Annotated in this window: 24 protein-coding genes and 1 pseudogene; 13 read left to right on the top strand and 12 right to left on the bottom strand. The window is 58.2% G+C overall.

Annotated features, from left to right (window positions below; all coding sequences use genetic code 11):
• Positions 1–81: 81 nt before the first annotated feature.
• Positions 82–2,157, bottom strand: coding sequence for an AsmA family protein (locus ACYZT8_RS02590; protein WP_461978991.1), 2,076 nt, complete (start codon positions 2,155–2,157; stop codon positions 82–84).
• Positions 2,158–2,543: 386 nt separating this feature from the next.
• On the opposite strand from ACYZT8_RS02590, the gene ACYZT8_RS02585 reads away from it, so the two are divergent.
• The 7 genes from ACYZT8_RS02585 to ACYZT8_RS02555 all read left to right on the top strand — a co-directional run bounded on the left by ACYZT8_RS02585 (position 2,544) and on the right by ACYZT8_RS02555 (position 7,742).
• Positions 2,544–2,927: a hypothetical protein gene (locus ACYZT8_RS02585; protein WP_461978989.1), complete on the top strand. Its 384-nt coding sequence runs from the start codon at positions 2,544–2,546 to the stop codon at positions 2,925–2,927.
• Between the two features lie 173 nt (positions 2,928–3,100).
• A complete protein-coding gene (locus tag ACYZT8_RS02580) occupies positions 3,101–3,733 on the top strand; it encodes a TetR family transcriptional regulator (RefSeq protein WP_010464134.1) in 633 nt (210 codons plus the stop codon).
• A 302-nt stretch (positions 3,734–4,035) separates the two neighbouring features.
• Positions 4,036–4,536: an urease accessory protein UreE gene (gene ureE, locus ACYZT8_RS02575; protein ID WP_461978987.1), complete on the top strand. Its 501-nt coding sequence runs from the start codon at positions 4,036–4,038 to the stop codon at positions 4,534–4,536.
• Entirely contained in the window at positions 4,533–5,207 is a 675-nt protein-coding gene (locus ACYZT8_RS02570; protein WP_461978985.1) for an urease accessory protein UreF, read from the top strand. Before ureE ends, ACYZT8_RS02570 begins: the two co-directional genes overlap by 4 nt.
• A 23-nt stretch (positions 5,208–5,230) precedes the next feature.
• Entirely contained in the window at positions 5,231–5,845 is a 615-nt protein-coding gene (ureG, locus tag ACYZT8_RS02565; protein WP_059405780.1) for an urease accessory protein UreG, read from the top strand.
• A gap of 29 nt (positions 5,846–5,874) precedes the next feature.
• Complete coding sequence (locus ACYZT8_RS02560) at positions 5,875–6,447, top strand: HupE/UreJ family protein (RefSeq protein ID WP_461978982.1); 573 nt, start codon at positions 5,875–5,877, stop codon at positions 6,445–6,447.
• A 167-nt stretch (positions 6,448–6,614) separates the two neighbouring features.
• The gene (locus ACYZT8_RS02555) at positions 6,615–7,742 is read left to right on the top strand and encodes an AGE family epimerase/isomerase (protein WP_461978980.1); all 1,128 of its coding nucleotides are present in this window, start codon (positions 6,615–6,617) and stop codon (positions 7,740–7,742) included.
• Between the two features lie 134 nt (positions 7,743–7,876).
• Here the strand turns inward: ACYZT8_RS02555 and ACYZT8_RS02550 are convergent, their stop codons facing one another.
• The 8 genes from ACYZT8_RS02550 to amaB all read right to left on the bottom strand — a co-directional run bounded on the left by ACYZT8_RS02550 (position 7,877) and on the right by amaB (position 17,873).
• Entirely contained in the window at positions 7,877–8,644 is a 768-nt protein-coding gene (locus ACYZT8_RS02550) for an SDR family oxidoreductase (protein ID WP_090176198.1), read from the bottom strand.
• A gap of 842 nt (positions 8,645–9,486) precedes the next feature.
• Positions 9,487–10,203 (bottom strand): ABC transporter ATP-binding protein, encoded by a 717-nt coding sequence (locus ACYZT8_RS02545; RefSeq protein ID WP_213940976.1) that lies wholly within the window; start codon positions 10,201–10,203, stop codon positions 9,487–9,489.
• A complete protein-coding gene (locus ACYZT8_RS02540; RefSeq protein ID WP_461978978.1) occupies positions 10,200–11,075 on the bottom strand; it encodes an ABC transporter ATP-binding protein in 876 nt (291 codons plus the stop codon). The genes ACYZT8_RS02545 and ACYZT8_RS02540 overlap by 4 nt, the downstream gene beginning before the upstream one ends.
• The gene (livM, locus tag ACYZT8_RS02535; RefSeq protein ID WP_131058839.1) at positions 11,072–12,355 is read right to left on the bottom strand and encodes a high-affinity branched-chain amino acid ABC transporter permease LivM; all 1,284 of its coding nucleotides are present in this window, start codon (positions 12,353–12,355) and stop codon (positions 11,072–11,074) included. The genes ACYZT8_RS02540 and livM overlap by 4 nt, the downstream gene beginning before the upstream one ends.
• Before the next feature lie 3 nt (positions 12,356–12,358).
• Positions 12,359–13,273, bottom strand: coding sequence for an ABC transporter permease subunit (locus tag ACYZT8_RS02530; protein WP_230151632.1), 915 nt, complete (start codon positions 13,271–13,273; stop codon positions 12,359–12,361).
• A 172-nt stretch (positions 13,274–13,445) separates the two neighbouring features.
• Positions 13,446–14,579: an ABC transporter substrate-binding protein gene (locus tag ACYZT8_RS02525; RefSeq protein ID WP_461978975.1), complete on the bottom strand. Its 1,134-nt coding sequence runs from the start codon at positions 14,577–14,579 to the stop codon at positions 13,446–13,448.
• Between the two features lie 365 nt (positions 14,580–14,944).
• Positions 14,945–16,228 carry an L-pipecolate oxidase gene (gene amaA / locus ACYZT8_RS02520; protein WP_461978973.1) on the bottom strand — a complete coding sequence of 428 codons (1,284 nt, stop codon included), beginning with the start codon at positions 16,226–16,228 and terminating at the stop codon, positions 14,945–14,947.
• 154 nt (positions 16,229–16,382) lie between these two features.
• Complete coding sequence (gene amaB, locus ACYZT8_RS02515) at positions 16,383–17,873, bottom strand: L-piperidine-6-carboxylate dehydrogenase (protein ID WP_461978971.1); 1,491 nt, start codon at positions 17,871–17,873, stop codon at positions 16,383–16,385.
• A 175-nt stretch (positions 17,874–18,048) separates the two neighbouring features.
• Here amaB and ACYZT8_RS02510 point away from each other — a divergent pair, with 175 nt between their 5' ends.
• From ACYZT8_RS02510 to nadE (ACYZT8_RS02500), 3 genes are all read left to right on the top strand, one after another.
• On the top strand, positions 18,049–18,960 hold the full coding sequence (locus tag ACYZT8_RS02510; protein WP_461956998.1) for a LysR family transcriptional regulator: 912 nt from the start codon (positions 18,049–18,051) through the stop codon (positions 18,958–18,960).
• 165 nt (positions 18,961–19,125) lie between these two features.
• On the top strand, positions 19,126–20,361 hold the full coding sequence (gene pncB / locus ACYZT8_RS02505) for a nicotinate phosphoribosyltransferase (RefSeq protein WP_461978969.1): 1,236 nt from the start codon (positions 19,126–19,128) through the stop codon (positions 20,359–20,361).
• A gap of 4 nt (positions 20,362–20,365) precedes the next feature.
• Positions 20,366–21,193 (top strand): ammonia-dependent NAD(+) synthetase, encoded by an 828-nt coding sequence (nadE, locus tag ACYZT8_RS02500; protein WP_461978967.1) that lies wholly within the window; start codon positions 20,366–20,368, stop codon positions 21,191–21,193.
• A gap of 70 nt (positions 21,194–21,263) precedes the next feature.
• Here nadE (ACYZT8_RS02500) and ACYZT8_RS02495 read toward each other — a convergent pair whose 3' ends face one another.
• Positions 21,264–22,160, bottom strand: a complete 897-nt coding sequence (locus ACYZT8_RS02495; RefSeq protein WP_461978965.1) for a hypothetical protein — start codon at positions 22,158–22,160, stop codon at positions 21,264–21,266.
• Between the two features lie 145 nt (positions 22,161–22,305).
• Between ACYZT8_RS02495 and nadE (ACYZT8_RS02490) the strand changes: the two are divergent.
• Positions 22,306–22,565 (top strand): annotated as a pseudogene (nadE, locus tag ACYZT8_RS02490) (ammonia-dependent NAD(+) synthetase); the annotation flags it as partial.
• Between the two features lie 82 nt (positions 22,566–22,647).
• Here the strand turns inward: nadE (ACYZT8_RS02490) and ACYZT8_RS02485 are convergent.
• Together ACYZT8_RS02485 and azu are read right to left on the bottom strand one after the other, a co-directional pair.
• Positions 22,648–23,832: a hypothetical protein gene (locus ACYZT8_RS02485; protein WP_461978963.1), complete on the bottom strand. Its 1,185-nt coding sequence runs from the start codon at positions 23,830–23,832 to the stop codon at positions 22,648–22,650.
• Positions 23,833–24,067: 235 nt separating this feature from the next.
• Positions 24,068–24,514, bottom strand: a complete 447-nt coding sequence (gene azu, locus ACYZT8_RS02480; protein ID WP_461978961.1) for an azurin — start codon at positions 24,512–24,514, stop codon at positions 24,068–24,070.
• A 343-nt stretch (positions 24,515–24,857) separates the two neighbouring features.
• On the opposite strand from azu, the gene ACYZT8_RS02475 reads away from it, so the two are divergent.
• Positions 24,858–25,445 (top strand): LOG family protein, encoded by a 588-nt coding sequence (locus tag ACYZT8_RS02475; RefSeq protein WP_461978959.1) that lies wholly within the window; start codon positions 24,858–24,860, stop codon positions 25,443–25,445.
• A gap of 68 nt (positions 25,446–25,513) precedes the next feature.
• A complete protein-coding gene (locus ACYZT8_RS02470) occupies positions 25,514–25,702 on the top strand; it encodes a hypothetical protein (protein ID WP_007947526.1) in 189 nt (62 codons plus the stop codon).
• Positions 25,703–25,730: the final 28 nt, after the last annotated feature.

Here is a 25,730-nt window from a genome sequence, read left to right as displayed (position 1 = left end):
GTTGATCATAGATAGTGTGTTCAACCCGATAACTGTGGGAGCGGGCTTGCCCGCGATGGCGTCTTCACCGACGCCGCAGATTTACCTGGTGGGTTTGACGGTCACCGGCGCCTTGCCCGCCTTCATCTGCTCCAGCAACGGAGCACACTGATTCGGCTCACCGCCACTCGGTGCCACTAACGCCAGCAACCCCGCCGCCGGCGCTGCAATCACACCCAACGCAACCATCCCCGCCCCACGCAAAATCAGCGGCACCGCCTTCACACCCGCATCCGGCTTGATGAACTTGCCCCGCACATACAGCGGCGACCGCAATGAAATCAACCGCCAGCCCTTGGATTCCGGAGTAATCGTCAGGTCCAGTTGCTCCGTCGCCATGTTCGCGGTGCCATCGATGTAGATGATCGCGTTCTCGGTATCGAAGACAAACAGTCGCGTGGTGGCCAATCCGGTCTTGATGTCGAAGTCGGCCGCCGCGCAGTTGATCTTCACTTCCTTGTCGCCAAAAATCTTGCCCACCACATAATTGCCGACGTTCAGCCCGGCCAGTTCCATCAACTCGCGGCTGATGGCGCCGTCGTTGATCAGCATTTTCAGATTGCCATTGGCGCTACCCAACAGCTTGGCCACCGAGTTGCCACGACCGGTGATGTCGGCATCGCCATTGAGCTCGCCGAAACTGGTTTTCATTGGCTCAAAGGTGGGGAACAGCTGCTTGAGCTTGAACTTGCGCGCGGTCAGTTTGGCCCGGCCTTCCAAGGGTTCGGTCCGGCCATTGAGGCGAATCTGCGCATCCAGGGTGCCACCCGCCACGCCGAAACGCAGGGGCTCGAGGCTGAGGACACCGTCGGTCAGCACCAGATGCGTATAGAGATCCTTGAACGGCAGTTTTTCACTGTGGACGATGCGCTTGCCGGTGAATTCGACATCAGCGTCCATGTCGCGCCAGCGCTCGGTCTTGAACTCCTCGACCGGTAACACCTTGTCCGTCGGCTGCTTGCTTTCGCCACCCCGGGCCTTTTGCTTGGCGTTGGAATCGGCGCCAATCAGCGGTGCCATGTCAGCAAACAGCAGTTGATTGGAAACCAGCGACCCGCTGAGTTTTGGCCGCGGCTGGCTGGCGACATAAGCCAGGCTGCCGTGGATGTCGCTCTCGCCGATCTTGCCGTTGAACTCTTCATAACGGAACACCGCGCCGCCCGGCTCATGCAGCTTGGCGATCAAATGCCCATCGGTCGCATACGGCGGCGTATCCGGCAGTGTCACACCGGTCAGCGGATACAGATTGCCCAGGCTGGTGCCGGCCAGTTTCAGGCGCAAATCCAGGGCGCCGAGGTTCAGTGGATCGGTCAACGTGCCGGCGAGTTCTACGCGGGTGTCGGCTATTTTCACTTGCGCCTGAAGCGGGAACGGCCTGGCCGCGTCCTGTAACGCCAGCAACCCGCCGATCTTGCCTTCGCCTGCGAGTTTCTGATCGTGGTATTGGCCTTTGACCTTAAGCGCGAACGCATAATCCTGCGGTGCTGCGCCTTTCTCCAGGGCAGTTTTCGCTGCTTTGTCGCCGACGATATCGCTGAACGGAATCGGTTTGCCCAGCGGATCGATCAGTACATCGAGCTGAGTCTTGAGGTTCTGGTCGTCGAGGGTGACGTGGCCCTTGTCGAAGCCGATGGCACCGATGTCCACCACCCAGCTTGAAGGCTCGGCGTTCGGGTCTTTGGGGTCGAATTTGAATGTCCAGTTGGCACGGCCATCGGCCAGGCGCTGCAGGTCAGCATTGGGCTCAGTCAAGTCAATGCGCGGGATGACCACCCGCTGTGCCAGCAGCGCCAGGGGAGAAATGCGCAGTTCGACGCGTTTGAGGGTGACCATCTGCGGCTTCTTCGACCAGTCCGGGTTGCCGAGGCTCAGGTCTTCGGCCACTACGTGCGGCCACGGCACCCAGGCCCGCCAACCGCCCTCGTCGGGCTCGCGCTGCCAGACCACCGCGAGGTTGCCATTGATGGCAAACGGACGATGCAGCTCTTCAGAGACTTTGGCATTAAGGGGCGGTTTGATCCGGTTCCAATCGAAGAACGCGATGATCAGAAACAATACCGCCAGCAAGACAATCAGGCTGGCGAAGGTCCAGGTAACAATTTTACGAGTGCGCGTCATTGCACAGGGCTCCTGATACGACTGAGCGCCCTGACTGCGACGCACGTGTGAAACGTTAGGCCTAAACCGGCCTGCCATGAAATCTAGGACTTGGAAATGGCGCTCAGGTTTAACCGAATAGCCTGTTAACGCTCAAATAATCGGTCAGGGACACATTGCGCTCGTCATCCGGCGTTACCGACCCGCACTTTTGTGCGGCACGAGTGGGTTGAAAATACCCACCGCAGGGCAAAAACGTTCGCCGGAGACGCCCGTTCTAGAGCGCTGCGGCAGAACAATCAATTCCGTTGATTATTACCATTGCGTTTATGAACTTTTATATCGACTTATCGAGAGTAGCATTGCCCTCGTACCCACTTTATCGCCCCCCCAAGGAGCAACCCATCATGAAACGCCAATTACTGCTTAGCCTTACCCTCTCAATGCTGGCCAGCACCGCTTTCGCTCTGCCCGCTGCTGACCAAGCCACTCCGCAAGTCAAAAACAGCCACTCGGTGTTCAGCCAAACCGTTGCTGCCGATGGTTCCGACCGCACTCCACAAGGCCAGACCCTTGCCGAAGGCGGCAATGATCGCCTGAAAGAAAAAGGCTTGATCACTGAAGACGGCTACGACAAAACTCCACAAGGCCAAACCGTTGCCGCTGACGGTTCCGATCGCACCCCACAAGGTCAAACTCTGGCTGCTGACGGTTCCGACCGTACCCCAGGTCAAACCCTTGCCGAAGGTGGTGGTGACCGTGTAATCGAACGCAACAGCTCTGTGAGCTGAGCCCATGGTGGCCCTGAAAAAAAGCCCAATCCCCGGATTGGGCTTTTGACTTTATCGGGTTTGACCCTATAGAAGCTGCAAATCCCCGCTTGATCCCTCGATAGTCGTTCGACGCCAGCGAAGCCGATTTGCTAGAGTGCGCCGCTGTCCCTGTCCAGAAAAACACCCTTGCGATGTTGCCCCGCGCCGAACAGAAACAACAAACCCGCAACGCCCTGATGGACGCTGCCCGTCACCTGATGGAATGTGGCCGAGGATTCGGCAGCTTAAGCCTGCGCGAAGTCGCGAAAACCGCTGGCATCGTGCCCACCGGTTTCTACCGGCATTTCGCCGACATGGATGAACTGGGCCTGGTGCTGGTCAGCGAAGTCGGCCAGACCTTTCGCGAAACCATTCGCCTGGTGCGCCATAACGAGTTCGTCATGGGCGGCATCATCGACGCTTCGGTACGGATCTTTCTCGACGTGGTCTCGGCCAATCGCTCGCAGTTCCTGTTCCTGGCCCGCGAGCAGTATGGCGGATCGTTGCCGGTGCGTCAGGCTATCGGACGTTTGCGTGAAGACATCAGCTCGGACCTGGCAGCTGACTTGTCCTTGATGCCGAAGTTGCAGCATCTGGATATCGCCGGTTTGAGCGTTATGGCTGATTTGATCGTCAAAAGCGTGTTCGCGACCCTTCCGGACATTATCGATCCGCCAGCGGAGGCGTTGCCTGAGCATTTGACGCCACAGGCAAAAATCACCCAGCAGCTGCGCTTCATCTTCATCGGCCTGAAGCATTGGCAAGGCCTGGGCAGCACCGAGTAACGCTACTTGCGCTGATCGTTCCCACGCTCTGCGTGGGAATGCCTCAATGGACGCTCTGCGTCAGCTCCAAAATGTGACGCAGAGCGTCACTGGCTGCATTCCCACGCAGAGCGTGGGAACGATCTGGAGCACCGTCTACGCACCAACTTTGCGCAAAACCCTCCCCTCGCGCACCAATCTCAGCCAAAGCCCGCCAATTCCTGAATCATCCACCTTCACTCCGACAGGTATTTCCTACGTATCGCCCGATTGGCAAGCCCCTTGCTCTAGCCTGAGCATTGTCCATTGCTGGAAGCCTCCCGATGCTGGTGATTCATCGCAGAATCGTCCCTCAACCCGTCTGGGCCGCCGAGTTGCACCTGACCTTCGAAGCCCGGAGCAAAAGCCGTTTGCGCTGTTTCAGTGCCGAAGGCGAGGACGTCGGGTTGTTTTTGGAGCGTGGTCAGCCGCCGCTGCATGACGGCGAATGTCTGCAAGCCGAAGACGGGCGCATCGTCCGTGTCTGCGCCCGCCCCGAACAATTGCTGCACGTCACGTGCGCCAACGCATTCGAACTGACTCGCGCGGCCTATCACTTGGGCAACCGGCACGTCGCCCTGCAAGTCGGCGATGGCTGGCTGCGTCTGCTCGACGATTACGTGCTCAAGGCTATGCTCGAACAGCTGGATGCCCGTGTCGAAAACATCGAAGCGCCGTTCCAGCCGGAACACGGCGCCTATGGCGGCGGCCATCACCATTCCCGCCACGGCGACGAGGACTTCAACTATCCGCCGAAACTGCACCAGTTCGGCGTCCGTTTATGAACCCGGCCTGGGCGTTGCTGCGCCTGGCCAGCCCACAACTGCCGATTGGCGGCTACAGCTATTCGCAAGGCCTGGAAATGGCGGTGGATAACGGGCGGGTGACTAACGCAGACAGCGCGCGACGCTGGATCAGCGATCAGCTGCTGCTGAACCTGGCGCGTTTCGAAGCGCCGCTGCTGCTCGCCCATTGCGAGGCCGCAGCCGAAGAAAACTGGGCTGAGTTGCTGCAACGCTGCGAAGAACACCGCGCCAGCCGGGAAACCCGCGAGCTGCATCAGGAGAGCCGGCAGATGGGCTATTCGCTGCAGCAACTGCTCAACGGTTTGCCGGAACTCGATGCGCCGGCCCGCGCCTTTCTCGAACAGCGCGCCGAACCACACCTGGCCCTCGGCTGGGCGCTGGCCGCCCGCGCCTGGACGATCAGTCCCCAAGATGCGCTGGCGGCGTGGCTCTGGAGCTGGCTGGAAAATCAATTGGCGGTGCTGATGAAAACCTTGCCGCTCGGCCAGCAAGCCGCTCAACGCCTGACCAGCGAACTGCTGCCGTTACTGCAACAAGCCCAGCAGAACGCCACACGAATCCACCCCGAACACTATGGCAGCGCCGCGTTCGGCCTGTCCCTGGCGAGCATGGCCCATGAACGTCAGTACAGCCGTCTGTTCCGTTCCTAGGGCCTTTAAATCTGGAGAGTCACATGAACACACAACCCCTGCGCGTCGGCATTGGCGGCCCGGTCGGCTCCGGTAAAACTGCCCTGACATTGGCGCTTTGCCTTGCCCTGCGCGACCGCTACAACCTGGCCGTTGTCACCAACGACATCTACACCCGCGAAGACGCTGATTTCCTGGTGCGCAACGAAGCCCTGGCGCCTGAGCGCATCATCGGCGTGGAAACCGGCGGCTGCCCGCACACGGCGATTCGCGAAGACGCCTCGATCAACCTCGAAGCGGTGGATCAACTGAACCGGCGCTTTCCGGGCCTGGATCTGATTCTGGTGGAGTCCGGTGGCGATAACCTCTCGGCGACCTTCAGCCCGGAACTGTCCGACCTGACCATCTATGTGATCGACGTCTCGGCCGGCGACAAGCTGCCGCGCAAGGGCGGGCCGGGGATCTGCAAATCCGACTTGCTGGTGATCAACAAGGTCGACCTCGCGCCGCTGGTGGGCGCTTCGCTGGAAATGATGGACAGCGACACCCAACGCATGCGCAACGGCAAGCCGTTTGTCTTCAGCAACCAGAAAACCGGTTTGGGCCTGGAAGAGATCATCGCTTTCATCGAACGCCAGGGCTTGCTGACCGCGGCCTGATCACGACTTATCAACAAGGAAGCTTATCCATGACCCTTAAACGCATTCTGGGCGCCATCGCCCTGCTACTGACTCCGGCCATCGCTTTCGCCCACCCGGGACACGGCGACAACGGTTTGCTCGCCGGCATCAGCCACCCGATTGGCGGCCTCGATCACTTGCTGGCGATGGTTGCAGTCGGGCTGTGGGCAGCGCAGCAGAAAGGCGCCGCGCGCTGGGCGCTGCCGTGCACATTCGTCGGCACCATGCTGATTGGCGGGCTGCTGGGTTTTGAAGGACTGAACCTGCCAGCGCTGGAAAGCGGAATTGCGGCCTCGGTGCTGGCGCTTGGCCTGGCGGTCGCCTTGGTGGTGCGTCCGCCGTTGAGCGTGGCGGTGGGGGCGACTGCTTTGTTCGCGCTGTTCCATGGTGTTGCCCATGGGCTGGAGTTGCCTGATATGTCGAGCCCTTGGGCTTATGCGGCGGGGTTTGTCGCAGCGACGGCGGCGTTGCATGCAGCGGGTTATGGCGTGGTGCGCGTGTTGCCGCAAGCGGCGGCGCCGTTGGTTCGATTGGCCGGTGCGGCTTCGGCGGCGACCGGGGTTTGGTTGTTGGCGGGCTAAGCCCCCAGATCGTTCCCACGCTCCGCGTGGGAATGCCTCTAGGGACGCTCCGCGTCCAGTGACGCGGAGCGTCACGGGCTGCATTCCCACGCAGAGCGTGGGAACGATCGCCCCGCTCACTCTGCTAACATGTCGCGCAATCAACCCTGCCGTGACGACGCCAGCCAATGCCGCCTGTTTCCCGCTCCGCCTCCCAGCCTGAATTGACCGCCCTGTTCGCCTCGGTGCAACAGCATTTCCAGGACGTGATCGTGCCGCTCTGGCAAGGTCCCGGCTGGAATGCCGACATGGCGTTGCCTTATGAAGCGCTGGACGCCGGGCATCAGCCGTTGCCACCCCAGCGCTACCGCGCGATGGCCTGCGCGCGGCAGCTGTATCTGTTTTCCAGCCTGATCGGCCAAGTGCCGGCCGCCGAGGAGCGTGCCGCGGCGCTGTTTCGTTCCTTGCAACAGCATTTCCACGACGCCGAACACGGCGGCTGGTTCTACAGCATCGACCCGCAAGGTGCGCCACTGGATCAGCGCAAAGACCTCTACACCCATGCCTTCATCCTGTTCGCGTGCGCCCTTTACTGGGACAAGGTTCGCGAACCGCTGGTGGAGTCGGTGCTCAACGCCACACTGGAAGTGCTGGCGCGACGCTTCGCCACGGGCGACGGCCTGTATGAAGCCAGCCTCGATCGTGACTGGTCCTCGCTCAACTCCGGTCCCCTGCAAAATCCCCTGATGCACTTGGCCGAAGCCTTCCTCGCGACCCTGTCGATACGCGAAGACATCGCTGTGCAACGCGCGCTTGTCGAGTTATGCACAGCCATGCAGATGCGTTTTATCGACTCGCAACACAGCGTATTGATGGAGAAACCGCTGGGTGCTGTGGATAACTGGTTTGAACCGGGGCATCAGTTTGAGTGGTTTTTCCTGCTGGAGTCTTCGCCATTGCTGCGAGGATCAAAACTGCATGCTTCGCTTGAGCGTGCATTTGCGCTCACTGAGCAACTGGGTGTCGATCCGCAAACGGGCGCGGTGGCGGCGATGCTCGATCTGAATGGTTCTGCGAAAGATGCCACCCAACGAATCTGGGCCCAGGCTGAATACCTGCGCGCCCTGACCTTGCGGCCGGACAGCGAAGCCTTGGTACAACGCCAATTGCAGGCGTTGCAGCAACGCTTTCTGCATGTGGACGGATGGTATGAATGTCGCGATGAGCAGGGCGAAGTCAGCCGCAAAGACATGCCTTCAACGACGCCTTATCACTTGGCGACCTGCTATCGCGGGTTGGTCGATTATCTCCCCTGACTGATCGACCGCCATCGCGAGCAAGTCGGATCGCCGCATCGCTCGCTCCTACAGATTTTGTGTCGTTCGCAATATAGCGATTCAACACAAAACCTGTGGGAGCGTGGCTTGCCCGCGATGGCCGTTACGCGGTTTTAAGCCTTGGCATTACGCTCAATCGAAAACCCGGCCCACGTCTGACTCACCGGCATCAGCTCAAGGCTGTTGATGTTGATGTGCGCCGGCGCATTGAGCACCCAGAAAATGGTCTCGGCGATGTCCTGCGGCTGGATCGGCTCGGCACCGGCGTAGGTCGCGTTGTAACGCTCCTGGTCTCCCGCGAAACGCACCAGCGAGAACTCACTCTCGCACAGGCCCGGCTCAATGTTGCTGACGCGAACGCCAGTGCCTTGCAGGTCACAGCGCAGGTTCAGCGAGAACTGTTTAACAAACGCTTTGCTCGCGCCATACACGTGGCTGCCCGGGTACGGGTAGTTGCCGGCGATGGAGCCGAGGTTGACGATACCGGCACCGCGACCGTGGGCGATCAGGCGTGGCAACAACAGGCGAGTGCTGTACATCAGGCCTTTGATGTTGGTGTCGACCATGGTGTCCCAATCGTCAAGGTCGCACTTTGGTGCCGGGTCAACGCCCAGCGCCAGACCTGCGTTGTTGATCAGCCCGCGCAGTTTGGCAAAGGACGGCGGCAGGTTGGCGATCGCCTCCTCCATGGCCTTGCGATCACGCACGTCGAGCACCAGGCCATGGACCTCGGTCTGCTTCGACAACTCGGCGCACAGGGCGTTGAGACGTTCTTCACGACGGCCTGTCAGCACCAGTTTCCAACCGGCCTCGGCAAAACGACGGGCACAGGCTTCACCAAAACCGGAGGTCGCGCCGGTAATAAACAGGGTGTTGGACATCGTGTTCTCCTTGCTTCGGCTGATCGAGAGCCATTGGAATAGAAAATCAGCTGGCAGCATGCCCGGCCTTGCCCACAGCGGCAACCACCGTAAAAACTGTACAAAAATCGAGCAACAGCCCGAACGCCATAGACGCCGTGGCCTGCAGCCATGTACACGCACCTTATCCACAGGCCGGTCCACAGTTTCCGGGGGCAAGTGAAAAAGCTGGAAGCCGCTGTCCACAAGGCTTTGCGGGCAGATTACAAAGTTTTTTGCTTGACCCTCGGGTGCCAGCTGTGTAGCCCAAGGCATTTTGCACGATGGGAAGATCGAACCGACGATGGCGCCAAGCCAGTAACCACGGCCCTCAGCCAAGTCTTTCCAGAGTTTAACCACAGACTTATCCACAGGCTTGCCCATCACATTTCGAGCCGGTTTGCTCACCAACAAAAAGGTTGACAAAGCCGACTCCGGGTTCAGCAAAAACGCTTGATCAAAAAACAACCACATCGCTGCAAGCCACGTATTCAAAGGCTCTCAGCCAGCTACTCCCACGTTATTCACAGCCAGCTCCACAGCAAACGGGGACAAGTCAAAACCGTGACAAAACAACTATTTGCAGCGGCTTTATGTCGCGGTTTGAGAGCTTGTGAATATTGTTTTCCACAATTTCCAAAAAGCACACTGCGGACACCTGTGGGAGCGAGCTTGCTCGCGATAGCGGTGGGTCAGACACCTCGATGCCGACTGTGCCGCCGCCATCGCGAGCAAGCTCGCTCCCACAGGGATTAGAGGTGTATTGGGGATGTAAAAAAGCCCCGGCGATTGCTCGCCGGGGCTGTGGATATTTCGGCGGCTTGTCAGTGCCCGCCGAGATAAGCGTTACGCACTTCCTCGTTGACCAGCAGCTCCTTGCCGGTGCCGGTGAGGCGGATCTCACCGTTGACCATCACGTACGCCCGGTCCGACAACTTGAGGGCGTGGTTGGCGTTTTGCTCGACCAGGAAGATGGTCATGCCGGTACTTGCCAGTTCGCGCAGGGTCGCGAAGATCTGTTTCACCACGATCGGCGCCAGCCCCAGGCTTGGCTCATCGAGCAACAACAGCTTGGGCCGACTCATCAAAGCACGGGCGATGGCGAGCATTTGTTGCTCGCCACCGGACATGGTCATGGCCCGTTGAGTACGTCGTTCTTCTAGCCGCGGAAACAGCTTGAACATGCGCTGCATGTCTTCCTTGGCGTACTTGTCACCGATAGGGATGGTGCCCATCAGCAGGTTTTCCTCGACGGTCATGTCGGGGAACACCCGCCGGCCTTCAGGCGACTGAGCGATGCCGTTGGACGCGATGTAGTGCGACGACTTGTGGGTGATGTCCACGCCCTGATAGATGATCTGCCCGTCAGCCGCGCGCGGCTGGCCGAAGATCGACATCAGCAGGGTCGATTTGCCGGCGCCGTTGGAGCCGATCAGGCTGACAGTTTCACCTTCGTTGATATGCAGCGAGACTTTTTTCAGGGCCTGAATCGGCCCGTAAAACACATCCAGATCCTTGAGTTCGAGGATGGGTTGGCTCATAGCACCACTTCCTCTTCATCAGCGCCCAAGTAGGCCGCAATCACTTTCGGGTCATTACGAATCGCTTCAGGTCCACCCTCGGCGATAACGATGCCGTGGTCCAGCACCACGATGTGGTCGGAAATGCTCATTACCATGCCCATGTCGTGTTCGATCAGCACCACGGTCAGATCGTGCTCGTCGCGCAGCAGACGGATCATCGCGCTCAGCGCTTCGGTTTCCTGAGGGTTGAGGCCGGCGGCGGGTTCGTCGAGGCAGATGATCTGCGGCCGGGTGCACATCGCCCGGGCGATTTCCAGACGACGCTGTTGGCCGTAGGACAGTTCACCGGCCAGGCGGTTGGCGCAGTCCACCAGGTCCACGACTTCCAGCCAGTAGAAGGCGTGGTCCAGCGCATCGCTTTCGGCCTTGCGGTAGCCCTTGGTGTTGAGGATGCCGGCCAACATGTTGCGATTGACCCACATGTGCTGGGCCACCAGCAGGTTTTCCAGCACCGACATTTCCTTGAACAGGCGAATGTTCTGGAATGTCCGCGCCAGGCCGGCACGGTTCACCAAGTGGGTGCCGCCGAACATCTTGTAGCGGAGCCGGGTGATGAAGTTTTTCGGCGAAACGAAATCCGTGGCTTTGAACGATTCACCCAGCAGCTGGATGACATCGGTGCGCTGGCCGCGTGTATTGAGTTCGATCTTGCCACCGGAGGCCTTGTAGAACCCGGTCAGGCAGTTGAATACGGTGGTCTTGCCGGCGCCGTTGGGGCCGATCAGGGCGAAGATCGAGTTGCGATGCACCTTGAGGCTGACATCGCTCAACGCCTTGATGCCGCCGAAGTGCATCATCAGCTTCTCGACCGAGAGTACGACTTCGCTCATGGCGCTACTCCTTTACGAGGGGTCACACCGGTACGGCTGATCCGAATCAGGCCGCGCGGTCGCCAGATCATCATCAACACCATCAGGATGCCGAACAGCAGCACGCGGTATTCCGCGAAGCCACGCAGCAGCTCCGGGGCCACGGTCAGCACGAACGCTGCAATCACTACGCCGATGGTCGAGCCCATGCCGCCGAGTACCACGATGGCGAGGATCAGTGCCGATTCGAAGAATGTGAACGAGGTCGGGTTGACGAAGCCTTGATAGGTGGCGAAGAACACACCGGCCAGGCCGGCAGTCGATGCACCGATGGTAAACGCCGAGAGCTTGACCAGTACGTGGTTCAGGCCCATGGAGCGGCAGGCGATTTCGTCTTCACGCAAGGCTTCCCAGGCGCGACCGACCGGCATCTTGACCAGACGATGCTTGATGTACAGCACGGCCAGCACCACCAGGAACAACACCGCATAGATGAAGTAGTACTTCACGTCGGGGTTGTAAGCGATGCCGAAGAACTCATGGAACGGGACACCCCCCTCCTTCGCACGCTTGCCGAACTCGAGGCCGAAGAACGTCGGCAACGGAGCCGCCATGCCATTCGGGCCGCCAGTCAGGGACAGCCAGTTGTTGAGGATCAAGCGAATGATTTCGCCGAAACCGAGGGTCACGATCGCCAGGTAGTCACCGTGCAGACGCAACACCGGGAACCCGAGGATGCAACCGGCAAGGCCCGCGGTAATGGCCGCCAGCGGCAGTACCGTCCAGAAACCCAGTCCGAGGTATTGATAACCCAACGCCAATCCGTAGGCACCGATGGCGTAGAACGCCACATAACCCAGGTCCAGCAGGCCGGCCAGGCCAACCACGATATTCAGGCCCAGGCCCAGCAATACGTAGATCAGCCCCAGGATAACCACGCCCAGCAGGTAGGAGTTGGAGAAAAACGGGAACACCACGGCAACGACGATCACCAGCGGGATGATCCAGCGCAACCGGGATTTGTAATCAGGTGGCAGTACATGAACCCCGGAGCCGGTGCTTTCAAAGCCTTCAAGAATTTTCAGGCCCTTGGGCGTTTGCAGGAACAGGCTCAGAGCAAACCGGCCAGCCATGACGATGGCGACAATCCATGCCACCCGGGTCGTTTCCAGATTGAAGCCGTAGCCGTCGAGGACCACGCCGACAATCGGGCCGAACACAATCAGGGCGACAAGGCCGGCAAGAATCGCGTCAACCAGGCTTCTTTTGAGATCAATGGTTTTTTTAGTGGTTGAAGACATCGCTTACACCTTCGACACAAGAGGACGGCCGAGCAGGCCTTGGGGCCGAAAGACCAGAACGAGAACGAGCAGCGAGAAGCTGAAAACGTCTTTGTAGTCCGAGTTGACCAAACCTGAGAACAGCGACTCGGAGATCCCGAGAATGATCCCGCCGAGCATCGCGCCAGGCAGCGAACCAATACCGCCGAGCACCGCGGCGGTGAACGCCTTGATACCGATGATGAAGCCGGCATAGAAGTCGAACGTGCCGTAGTTCATGGTGATCAGCACGCCGGCCAGGGCCGCCATCGCTGCACCGATGATGAACACGTAGGAAATCACGCGGTCGGTGTTGATCCCCAGGATCGAGGCCATCTTGCGGTCTTGCTGGGTGGCGCGGCACATGCGGCCGAGCTTGGTGTACTTGATGATGTAGGTCAGCAGCGCCATGCCGGCGAATGCGGCAATCAGGATGAACACCTTGGTGTAGGTCAATTGCACGAAGCCGGTGCCGATTTCGACGCGCCAGGCTCCTGTCAGCAAGGTCGGCACACCTTGTTGCTTGGCGCCTTGGGCAATCTGGGCATAGTTTTGCAGGATCAACGAAATCCCGATGGCGCTGATCAGCGGTGCCAGTCGGGTGGAGTTGCGCAGGGGTTTGTAGGCGACACGCTCGATGACCCAGCCATACACCGCCGTGACTATGATGGTGAAGATCAAGGTGCCGAGCATCAGTAGCGGGAAGGATTCAATACCGAAGTATGCCAGCAGAGCCAGACTGATTGCCGCGAGGTAAGCGGAAATCATGTAAACCTCGCCGTGGGCGAAGTTGATCATGCCGATGATGCCATAGACCATTGTGTAGCCGATGGCGATCAGGCCATAGACCGACCCGAGGGTCAGACCGTTGACCAGTTGCTGCAGGAAAATACCATCCATAACGCAATCTCACGCATTTGAGAGACTGCACAGAAGCCGGGTGCAACGGACCGGGGTTCAGCCGCCGGGGCAACACGGTTGTGTGCAGCTCTACGAGAAAAGACAGGTACTGCACGGACATGTTCTTTGATCTGCCCGGCGCACAAGGCACCGGGCAAATCAGCAGGTCATATCACTTCTGTTTTTCCAGTTGGTGGTATTTGCCGTCCTTGTCCCACTGGTAAACCACGTAGTCGGAGACCTTCAGGTCGCCCTTGGCGTCCCAGGTCTTCTCGCCCATGACGGTTTTGACCGGGTTCTTCTTCAGCCATGCGGCAGCTTCTTCACCCTTGTTGGACTTGGCGCCATTGAAAGCAGCCGCCAGTGTCTGGACCGAAGCGTAAGCGTAGAGGGTGTAGCCTTCAGGCTCGGTACCGGCCTTGCGGAATGCGTCTACCACGGTTTTGCTGTCTGCCAGCAGGCGTGGGTCGGCACCGAAGGTCATCAGTACGCCGTCCACGAATTGCGGGCCGCCAGCGGTGGTCACCAGTTCGTCGGTCACGATGCCGTCATCGGACATGAACTTGACGTCTTTGAGACCTTGCTCACGCAGTTGACGAACCAGTGGACCGGCTTCCGGGTGCAGGCCACCGAAGTAGACGACATCGGCGCCAGCGCCGCGGATTTTCGTGACGATAGTGCTGAAGTCTTTCTCGCCACGGGTCAGGCCTTCATACAGCACCGGCTTCACGCCGCGTTTTTCCAGCTGGGCCTTGGTTGCATCCGCCAGACCCTGACCATAGGTGTCCTTGTCGTGCAGGACGACGACTTTTTTGCCCTTGAGCACGTCGACGATGTAGTCACCGGCCACGATGCCTTGCTGATCGTCACGCCCGCACATACGGAACATGGCACTCAGGCCGCGCTCGGTAACTGCCGGGTTGGTGGAACCCGGGGTGATTGCAATGATGCCCGCTTCGTCGTAGATCTCGGAGGCCGGGATGGTCGACGAGGAGCAGAAGTGACCGACCACGCCGGCGACTTTCTGGTTGGTCAGGTCCTTGGCGACCGTCACAGCCTGTTTCGGTTCGCAGGCGTCATCGCCCTTCACCAGTACGATTTTTTCCCCGTTGACGCCGCCCGCCGCGTTGACCGCGTCGGCTGCAGCCTGTGCACCCTTCATGTACTGCTCGCCAAATGCCGCGTTGGCACCTGTCATCGGACCCGCCACACCGATTTTCACATCAGCCTGTGCAAACGCAGAAACACCCAACGCAGTTGCCACTGCGAGGGCCAGAAAGCCTTTCTTGTAAAACGTCTGGGACATGAGGTGGTGCTCCAAGGTTTTTTTTTAGTTGGCACTTCGACTTCTCTGAATGCTCAGAGCAAGTGCCGTGCCATCGGTTTTTTATTCTGAAAAAAGTCGCTGCTTTATTGTTATTTCGACTGTTTCGATCCCATTTTCATTGGGCGTGCAACCGTCTAAACCGCGGAAGGTGAAACCATTTATTTTTAAAGGCGCAACCCGCACGCGCCATCATTGCAACCGCGGCGCCAAACGACGTGCAACCAGCCTGTAACAACGTGCGTCACCGAAGTGCACACTGCTGGTGCGGTACTGCTACAACCCGCACCTTTTACAGGCTAGTCGCTGCGCCGAAAAGCGCCGCTTCCAGCAACAAATTTCAACAATCAAATAACGATCCGCAAGCACTGGCCTGCGTGATACAGCGAGAACCCGGCCTCGTACAGACAGCTGCGCAAACCCACCCCCGCCAGCGGCTGCATGGGGGCGAAGGGAATCGGCAGCGCCTGAGGATTTCCGTTACACAGATAATCGGCGAAGGCTTTGCCAACCACCGTCCCTGTCGTCACGCCCCGGCCGTTATAACCGGTGACTGCCACTAAACCGGGCGCCGGTTCGAACAAACGCATCAAGTGGTCGGGTGTAAATGCAATGCAACCGGTCCAGGTGCATTCCCATTCCACGGGTTTGAGGTAGGGAAAATAGTGCTGCTGAACCCGATCCGCCCAGGCCTTGAGAAACCAGGCCGGTTTCTGATTGCCATTGCCGAGACTGCCAAGTAACAGACGACCGTCCTTGTCGCGACGAATACTGCTGAGCACCTGGCGAGTGTCCCAGGAACCCTGTCCGCCGGGCAGGATTTGCTGCGCGGCGTCTTCGGTCAGCGGGACCGAAGCCACCTGATAGTAATAACCGGGGAAGAAATTGCGTCGCAGCTCGGTCCAGTCGCCTTCGGTGTAAGCGTTGGAGGCGATGACCACTTGCTCGGCAAGCACCGAACCCTGAGCGGTTTGTACCGACCAGCGTTGGCCCTGACGTTCGAGTCGGGTGACCGGAGAATGATCGAACAGCTGACCTCCGAGGCTGATGGCCGCTTTGGCCAGCCCCGTGGTGTAAGCCATCGGGTTGATCGTGCCTGCACGTTTGTCGAGCAACGCGGCAGCGATCTTTTTGGTGCCCGTCGCTTGCTCGCAAGCTTGTCCGGTCAGCAACTCGACCGGCGCCCCGCGACGCTTCCATTGCTCTTCACGACTGCGCAGATCGGCTTCGCCACGGGCGTTATGCGCCATGTGCAGCGTGCCTTCGCGGCGCAACTGGCAATCGATGTTGTATTTATCCACAAGGCTGAACACCAGGGACGGCGCCGCACCCAGCATGCGATTGAGCTGACTGCCGACTTCTTCGCCGAACCCGGCTTCGATCTCGTCCGGTGGAATCCACATCCCGGCGTTGACCAGCCCGACGTTGCGTCCCGAACCGCCATGACCGGCGCGATGGGCTTCCAGCACGCAGACCGTTTTACCTTTTTCCAGCAGATGCACCGCCGCCGACAGACCGGTGAAACCTGCACCAATGACGCAGACATCGACGGTTACTTCGCCCTTGAGCGCGGCATTGTCAGGCCTTTGCGGCGTCAGTTTTTCCCACAGACACTCTTCGCGTAACGGCATTGCCAGACTCCAACGGAAACCTAACCAACACACAAATCAGTGTGGGAGCGGGCTTGCTCGCGAAAGCGGAGTATCAGCCACCATTGATGTCGGCTGACAGATTGCATTCGCGAGCAAGCCCGCTCCCACAGGGGATCACTGTTCGACTTGAGGATCAGTCAAACGTAATGCCCTGAGCCAACGGCAACTCCAGCGAATAGTTCACGGTGTTGGTCTGGCGGCGCATGTAGCCGCGCCATGCATCAGAGCCCGACTCACGACCGCCGCCCGTTTCTTTCTCACCACCAAACGCGCCGCCGATTTCCGCGCCGCTCGGGCCGATGTTGACGTTGGCGATGCCGCAGTCGCTGCCGACCGCCGACATGAACTGCTCGGCTTCACGCACGTCGGTGGTGAAGATGCACGAGGACAGGCCTTGTGGCACCGAGTTGTTCAGGCGCAGGGCCTCGTCGAAGTCCTTGTAACCGACCACATACAGGATCGGCGCGAAGGTTTCGTTGCAGACCACATCGCTCTGTTCCGGCATTTCAACAATGGCCGGCGAAACGTAGTAGGCATTAGGGAATTTGTCTTCCAGCTGACGCTTGCCGCCAAACACCCGGCCGCCTTCGCTCAAGGCTTGTTCCAGCGCGTCCTGCATGTTGTCGAAACTGTGCTTGTCGATCAGCGGACCGATCAGGTTGCCCTCAAGTGGATTGCCGATGCGCACTTTGGAGTAGGCAGCCTTGAGGCGGGTGACGATTTCTTCCTTCACCGACTCATGGGCAATCAGACGACGCAGGGTGGTGCAACGTTGACCGGCGGTGCCGACGGCGCTGAACAGAATGGCGCGAACGGCCATGTCCAGATCAGCGCTTGGGGCGAGGATCATGGCGTTGTTGCCGCCCAGTTCCAGAATGCTGCGGGCGAAACGTGCGGCGATTTTCGGCGCCACTTCACGACCCATGCGGGTGCTGCCGGTGGCGCTGATCAGCGCGACACGCGGGTCATCGACCAGGGCTTCACCGGCATCGCGGCCGCCAATGATCACTTGGCTCAGGTGTGGAGGTGCGTCGCTGAAGTTCTTCAGTACGCGATCGAACAGCGCCTGGCAGGCCAGTGCGGTCAACGGGGTTTTCTCGGACGGCTTCCAGATCACCGGGTTGCCGCAGACCAGCGCCAGCGTGGTGTTCCAGGCCCAGACCGCGACCGGGAAGTTGAACGCACTGATCACACCGACGATGCCCAGCGGGTGCCAGGTTTCGCGCATGTGGTGGCCAGGACGCTCGGAAGCGATGGTCAAACCGTACAGCTGACGGGACAGGCCGACGGCGAAGTCGCAGATGTCGATCATTTCCTGAACTTCACCCAGGCCTTCCTGAGTGATCTTGCCAGCTTCCCAGGACACCAGCTCGCCGAGGTCAGCCTTGTATTCGCGCAGGATGTCGCCCAGTTGACGCACCAGTTCGCCGCGGCGCGGAGCCGGGACCTTGCGCCACAATTCGAACGCATGATCTGCACGACTGATGTGCTGCTCGACTTCAGCAGCGCCTTCCCAGTTCACGGCGGCAATCTGACTGCCATCGATCGGCGAATGCACCGGCACTTTGCCGTTCTGGTACCGGGCCGGGTTCACACCAAGACGATCAAGCAATGCGGCAACCATGGGTCACTCCTCAAGCAAAAAACAGAAAACGTGCAGCCGGATATTCACGGCTGATCAGACCTGTAGTTTTAGCTCCCCGGAGGTTACCCAACAAACGACCTTTAAGAGAGATATCATTCCGTTTATTCATGCTTTGAATTGCTGGCAGTAAAAGAAACAAGAAAAAGGACCGTCCATGCTGAATAAACGCTACCTGCCGTCGATCACTGCACTGCAGTGTTTCGAGGCCGTCACCCGGCATTTGAGCTTCACCCGGGCCGCCGAAGAGCTGAACCTGACCCAGAGCGCCGTCAGCAAACAGGTCGCGCAACTGGAAGAGTTGCTGCAGCACCTGCTGTTCCGCCGCGTGCGCCGACGCCTGCAAATGACCCCGGCCGGTGATTTGTACCTGGTGGAGGTACGAAAAATCCTCACGCAGGTCGAGATGTCGACTCATTACCTGCGTTCCTACGGCGGCGAGACCGAAGTCTTACGCGTTTCAACCCCTCCGACCTTCGGCGCCCGCTGGCTGGTGCCGCGCTTGAAAGGTTGGCGCCTGCGCCATCCCTCGATCCACCTGGACCTGTGCAGCGAGCAGGAAGCCGATGATTTGCTGCAAGGTCGCAGCGACCTGGCGTTCTACTTCGGCCAGGGCTCCCGTCCCGGCACCGAATGCCTGAAGCTGTTTGGCGAAGAACTGGTGCCCGTCTGCGCCCCGGGCAGCCTGCCAGACACGCCGTTCACCGATCCTACGCAACTCACCGACCTGGTCCTGCTGCAAAACGCCTCGCGGCCCCAGGCCTGGCACGACTGGTTCGACAGTCAGGGCTACCACACCGAACACAGCTACCACGGCCCGCGCTTCGAAACCTTTTATATGTGCATCCGCGCAGCCCAGGTTGGCTGCGGCGTGGCGTTGTTGCCGCGTTTTTTGGTGGAAGAGGAATTGGCCGACGGCAAACTGGTCATACCCTGGCAGCACGCGATGCCCAGCACCGATGCCTATTACCTGGCGTATCCCGAGCATTCAGCGGAAGTGCCCAAGGTGCGGGATTTTGTGAAGTGGATGCTGGAGCAGATTGATAGCCCGGACGCATCACCGATTTGAAGCTTCATACATTTCCCTGTGGGAGTGAGCCTGCTCCCACAGTAATCCGCTTCGGTCTAAAAAATTGCTGGCAATAACTGTCACTGATATGCGCCACTAGCCCCATTCATTGAAACAGCTGAAACGTCGCCGCCACGGGCCGCGGCCAGCCTGGAGACCCCCGTTATGAGCGAGAGCGTGTTTGGCGATCGCATCGTGCAGAACCTGCTCGACACCGACTTCTACAAACTGACGATGATGCAGGCGGTACTGCACAACTACCCGAACGTGGAAGTCGAATGGGAGTTTCGTTGCCGTAATAGTGAGGACTTGCGCCCCTACCTGGCGGAGATCCGCTTTCAGATCGAGCGCCTGGCCGAGTTGAGCCTGAGCGCCGACCAGTTGAGCTTCATGGAGCGCATCAGCTTCATGAAGCCGGACTTCCTGCGTTTTCTCGGGCTGTTCCGCTTCAACCTGCGCTACGTTCACACCGGGATTGAAAACGGCGAGCTGTTCATCCGTCTGCGCGGGCCATGGCTGCATGTGATCCTGTTTGAAGTGCCGCTGCTGTCCATCGTCAGCGAAGTGCGCAACCGCTATCGCTACCGGGAAATCGTTCTAGAGCAGGCGCGCGAGCAGCTCTACCGCAAGTTCGATTGGCTCACCGCCAACGCCAGTACAGACGAATTGTCCGAACTGCAGGTAGCCGATTTCGGCACCCGTCGGCGCTTTTCGTATCGTGTGCAGGAAGAAGTGGTGAACGTGCTCAAGCACGATTTTCCCGGGCGTTTCGTCGGTACCAGCAACGTGCACCTGTCACGGGAGCTGGACATGAAACCTTTGGGCACCATGGCCCACGAATGGATCATGGCGCACCAGCAACTCGGCCCACGGCTGATCGACAGCCAGATTGCCGCCCTCGATTGCTGGGTGCGCGAGTATCGAGGCCTGCTGGGGATCGCCTTGACTGACTGCATCACCATGGATGCCTTCCTCAACGACTTCGACCTGTTCTTTGCCAAACTCTTCGACGGTCTGCGCCATGACTCCGGGGATCCGGTGATCTGGGCAGAAAAGGCGATAGCCCACTATCAAAAGCTGGGCATCGACCCGATGAGCAAGACGCTGACGTTCTCCGACAGCCTGACACTGCCCAAATCCCTGGAAATATTCCGGGCGTTGCGTGGTCGGATCAATGTCAGCTTTGGTATCGGCACCAACCTGACATGCGATATTCCGGGTGTCGAACCGATGAGCATCGTGCTTAAAATGGCGGCCTGCAACGGCCAGCCCGTGGCGAAGATTTCCGATGAGCCTGGCAAGACTCACTGCAAAGACCCGAATTTCGTCGCCTATTTGCGACACGTTTTCAAAGTACCTGCCGCCCTTTCCAGCACATCTGGCACCACTAGCAAGGAGTGAATTCATGCAAGCCGTACAGCGTGAGATTGCTGAGCAGCTCAACGTTCAACCGCCGTTCGCCGACCATGCCGCCCTCGAGGCCGAAGTCGCCCGGCGTATCAGTTTCATTCAGGATTGCCTGGTCAATTCCGGGCTCAAGACCTTGGTGCTGGGCATCAGCGGCGGCGTCGATTCCCTGACCGCCGGCCTGTTGGCCCAACGCGCCATGCGTGAACTGCGCGAGCAAACCAGCGACAAAAGCTACAAGTTCATCGCCGTGCGCCTGCCGTACGAAACCCAGTTCGATGAACACGACGCTCAGGCCTCGGTGGATTTCATCGCCCCGGACGAACGCCATACCGTAAATATCGGCCCGGCGGTGAAATCCCTGGCCAATGAAGTGGCGGCCTTCGAAGGCAAGCACGCGGTCTCGGTGGATTTTGTGCTCGGCAACACCAAGGCGCGGATGCGCATGGTGGCCCAATACACCATCGCCGGCGCGGCGCAGGGCCTGGTGATCGGTACCGACCACGCGGCGGAAGCGGTGATGGGCTTCTTCACCAAGTTCGGCGATGGTGCCTGCGACTTGGCCCCGTTAAGCGGTCTGGTGAAAAACCAGGTTCGAGACATCGCCCGCAGTTTCGGCGCACCGGAATCGCTGGTGGAAAAAATCCCGACAGCCGACCTTGAAGACCTGTCGCCAGGCAAACCGGACGAAGCGTCCCACGGCGTGACCTACTCCGAGATCGACGCATTCCTGCATGGTGAGCCGGTGCGTGAGGAAGCGTTCAAGATTATTTGTGATACGTATAAGAAGACGCATCACAAGCGGGTCATGCCGTTTGCTCCTTAAGCGGGGAAGTAAAAAAATGCCCACAGGAAGATTTCTGTGGGCATTTTGAGATGCGTTTCGCAGTGTCTGACTAAACCACAGCCTCACGTATGTCGATAGCAAATGCTGCAGAGGCACGGTCTTCGATGCCAGACTTTGCCTTGAAGAAGAGGACCCCTTTGTTCAGATTCTCAAGTGTGACGACCCAATTGCCATTTTTATCAGCAAGGAACCCGGCATAGGCAATATGGCCTACATAAATAGTACCGTTTTCGTTGGGTCTAGCTTTGCCTTCCAAATTCAAGACTGTATCGCTGGTAGCCCCACCATGCGGCACGCCCTGCCCTTCGCTGTCGGTCACTGATGTGATCACAAAATCCGGCAAAGCCGGGCGCTGCACTATTTGTAGCGTGACTGTCCGGGTTGACTGACCCTTTGGCTTTGTTAACTTAAACGTATGCTTGCCGTTGTTGAGTTCGACAATCAACGCTCGCCAAAGTCCATTATCGCCTGCGCGGACAGTAGCCACTGGCGTGTCATCAATAAACAACCGCAATGTCTCTGAAGCGTCCGCGCGCCCGTGGAAAACCAATGAGTTTTCATCGACCGTTGCGCCGTCCTCGACAAATGAATCGGAGCCCATGATCTTGTCGAGCAAGGGGTATTCAGACGTGTCGATAGTGAATTTCCACGGGAATGACTCTTGCCCGAAAGGAGCCCGAACGTGCACTGCGTGTAGACCATCTTTCAAGTTACGTAGTCCAACATCGAATCGACCAAACTCATTTACGGTGACTCTTCCTATCGGCGTACCGTTATCAAAATACTGTAATTCATCTTCCGGATTCCCCTCACCGTAGAAACTAAAAGAGGTATGGTCGCTCCTACCGTTGAGAGGAACATCGTCGCCGTAATGGTTAAAGAATCTAATGATGTGCAGTGGCGGGTTCTTTTCATTCTTTGAGTGAGAAGATTGATTTTGGCTCACAGCAATTTTCCTTTTCCAGGCGCACATCTTCGTGATCGTGCGGTTTCTTGAATCTGATACCTGATCAAGTTTTCCGTCTACTGTCAGAACTTACAGGTCAGCGGTAGTTCCGATCAGCGGCATCTTGCGATCAATCACGACGTCCCCCTGCGACCTGCCACCCTTGAGTGGTCTGGCGACATCGCCCGCAGTTTCGGCGCGCCAGAATCGATGGAGGAAAAAACCCGACGGCCGACCTTGAAGACCTGTCACCGGGCAAACCGGACGAAGCGTCCCACGGCGTTACCTATGCCGAGATCGATGCGTTCCTGCACGGCAAGCCGGTGCGTGAGGAAGCGTTCAAGATTATTTGCGACACCTATAAAGAAGACGCATCACAAGCGGGTGATGCCGTTTGCGCCTTGAGCTCTGAATGAAACAAGAAAGCGCGCTGAAGAGTTTATCTTCAGCGCGCTTTTTCTTTAGCGCGCTTTAAAAATAGTTAGGCCTATTTCTTTGTCGGTTCGATAACCTGGACAATCCATGGAGTAGACGTTAAACCACCGGTCATGACCACTCTGAATGTATGAACAGCCACCGCCAGGCCTTCTACTTGAACACTCCAATGGCCGTACTGATTAGTCACAAAGTGCTGAAGCGTTCCGTTGTAGTCAACAAGCCGCCCCTCTTCATTTGGAGCCGCATGCCCCTCCAGCGTCACGGTGGTCTCGCTCGTGCTATCACCACTACCCAACGACTTCCCCGTGGAATCTTTTACAGACACGATGCTGGGGGTTTCCGCTACCACGAAAATGACTTGCGATTCCGACCGATTTCCATCTTCGGAAATCGCCTCGAACTCGTGGGGGCCGACACTCAATCCGTCAAGTCTTGCACTCCAGTGGCGATTAACTACGTTGACGGTCGCCTTTAGTTCACCGCTATCGTACAAGCTTAACTTTTGATCACCCTCGGCACTTCCGACGAAAGTTAATGACGTCTCGGTAGTTGAGCCGAAGTGCGGGATATTGCCCTTGGAATCGCTGATGGTTTCAATGACAGTTGAATTTACGATAACTGTCCATATGCCAGACACTTGACCGTCAGGCGTCACCACCTGATACGTGTGGTGGCCATACTCCACATCATTAAGTTGAACATGCCAATCACCGCCTTCTTCCACGACTGCGTAAGCTTTTATGCAGTCAAGGTCAAAAAGCTCCGCAATTTTATTTTTAGGGTCTGCCTTCCCGAAAAGACGCAAAGACCTATCATTAGTAATGCCCCCGTCTTCGATTATTTGACCATTTGAATTTGTTACGTTAACGATTTCGGGTCTGATTGCTGCTTCAATGTGAACAATCCACAGCGGCGAGTGTTGATTATCAACACCGACGGCCGAGAATGCATGGGTACTAACTTGCAGATCTTTTAGTAAAGCGCTCCAGTGACCAGTGGCGTCAGCATTGACGGTTTGTAACAAAACAGAGCCGTCAAAAATCTGCACCTTTGTGTTGACTGGCCCCACGCCGACGAGACTCAAAGATGTCTCGGTAGTACCGCCGCCATTTTGAACGGGGACACCTGATGAGGTTGTTACCGAACTGATAACAGGGGTGAAGCGGGGACGCTGGCGACTAGGAAGCTGCAAACCTGCCTTTTTATTCTGGAGATCGAGGGTTAAATCATTCATGAAAACTCCTTTTTTCCACAGTTATCGCACGCCAATGTGCGACATCCAGTCCATCAGACATCCCGTCCAATTTGCCGTCTACTGTCAGAAATAACAGGTCAACGCTGTTAGCCGACCAACGGTTTGCTCGCCAAATCGGCTCTGTGAAGAACGAATGAACAGAAAGGCTTCGCTCAGACAAAAAAACGCCGCTGCGACAGCCTCGCAGCGGCGTTTTTCGTTGATGCCGAAAGCGTTACTTCAGCGTCACAGTGCCTTTCATCATCGAGATGTGGCCCGGGAACGAGCAGAAGAAGCCGTATTTCTCGTTGGCATCGAGCTTCGACACGTCGAACGTCACCGAGTCGGTTTCCTTGGCACCAATGATTTTGGTGTGGGCGATGACGCGTGCATCACCTTCCGGCAAGTATTGCTTGTCGATGCCGGCAGCCAGGCCAGCGGTGGCGATCGGCTGCATATCAGCTTCTTTGCTCAGCACCCAGTTATGGCCCATGACGTTTTTCGGCAAGCTGCCGGAGTGAGTCAGTTCAACGGTGAACGTCTTGCAGCTTTTGTCGATTTCGATGGCCTTGGTGTTGAAGGACATCTGATCGGTGGAGTCGACAGTGACCTTGCATTCGGCAGCCATCAGTTGGCTGCTGGCCAGTGTCAGCAGGGATACCGCAACAAGTTTGGCAAACATGGTGAATCTCCAAGGCAGGGTTAACAAAAGTGCGAATGGACAGAAGACTGCCTGAAAACTTCGCAAGTTCCTATGACCTGAATCAAAAATTGTATACAACTTTCGGGCTATGACACCTATCGAAACAATCTACCAGCCAGACGTCTGGCCCGGCCCTATCATCAGGGCGTCATCCCTCATCTGGAGCGCCTGTCATGTCCTTTAACAGCCTGTTACGCAGTTTGCTCGCCGCTTATGCCTGCGGCGCCAGCGGCACCTACGAAACACCTGAACGCGAAGTTTAGACCTTGGAGCGCCGTGCGCCTGCCTTTACTCTGTGGCCATCCTGACCATGGAGTAAGGCATGTCTTTAGCGTCCGTTTGTGTATTTTGCGGTGCCAGCACCGGCACCAACCCGGCTTATCGTGAAGCGGCTGTCGCCCTCGGGCGAGCACTGGCCGAGCGCAAGCTGACCCTGGTCTATGGCGGCGGCGCCGTCGGGCTGATGGGCATCGTCGCCGATGCGGCATTGGCAGCCGGTGGTGAAGTGATCGGGATCATCCCGCAAAGCCTCAAAGACAAGGAAATCGGCCACAGCGGCCTGACTCGCCTGGAAGTGGTCGACGGCATGCATGCGCGCAAGGCGCGGATGGCCGAGCTCAGCGACGCATTTATCGCGCTGCCTGGCGGTCTGGGCACTTTGGAAGAACTGTTCGAAGTCTGGACCTGGGGCCAGCTCGGCTACCACGGCAAACCGCTCGGCCTGCTGGAAGTGAATGGTTTTTACAGCAAATTGACCGGTTTTCTTGATCATATCGTCGGCGAAGGCTTCGTTCGCGAAGCGCACCGTGACATGCTGCAATTGAGCGAATCGCCGCAAACCCTGCTCGATGCCCTGGACGCTTGGCAGCCGACAGTGGTGCCGAAGTGGACAGAGCAAAAACCCAGCTAACGGCTCGGCACCGATACAGGGCAGAATATGCGCCGCTCAACCTCACCTTCGACCCCAGAGGATCGCCCATGGCTAAACCTAATTATTCCTTCGCCAAACGTCAGAGAGACTTGGCCAAGGAGCAGAAGAAAGAGGAAAAGCTTCAGCGCAAGAAAGCTACAGCTGAAGAAGAAGCAGCAGCACTGAACCCGGATGCCGAAGGCGAAGTGGCTACAGACGAAACTGAAGCACCGAAAGATCAGGCGCCCGACGCCTGAGACCCTCAGGGCCCGATGATCTGATCAG

The organism is Pseudomonas sp. LB3P93 (assembly GCF_054898025.1).
This window is presented reverse-complemented; position numbering and strand designations above follow the sequence as displayed.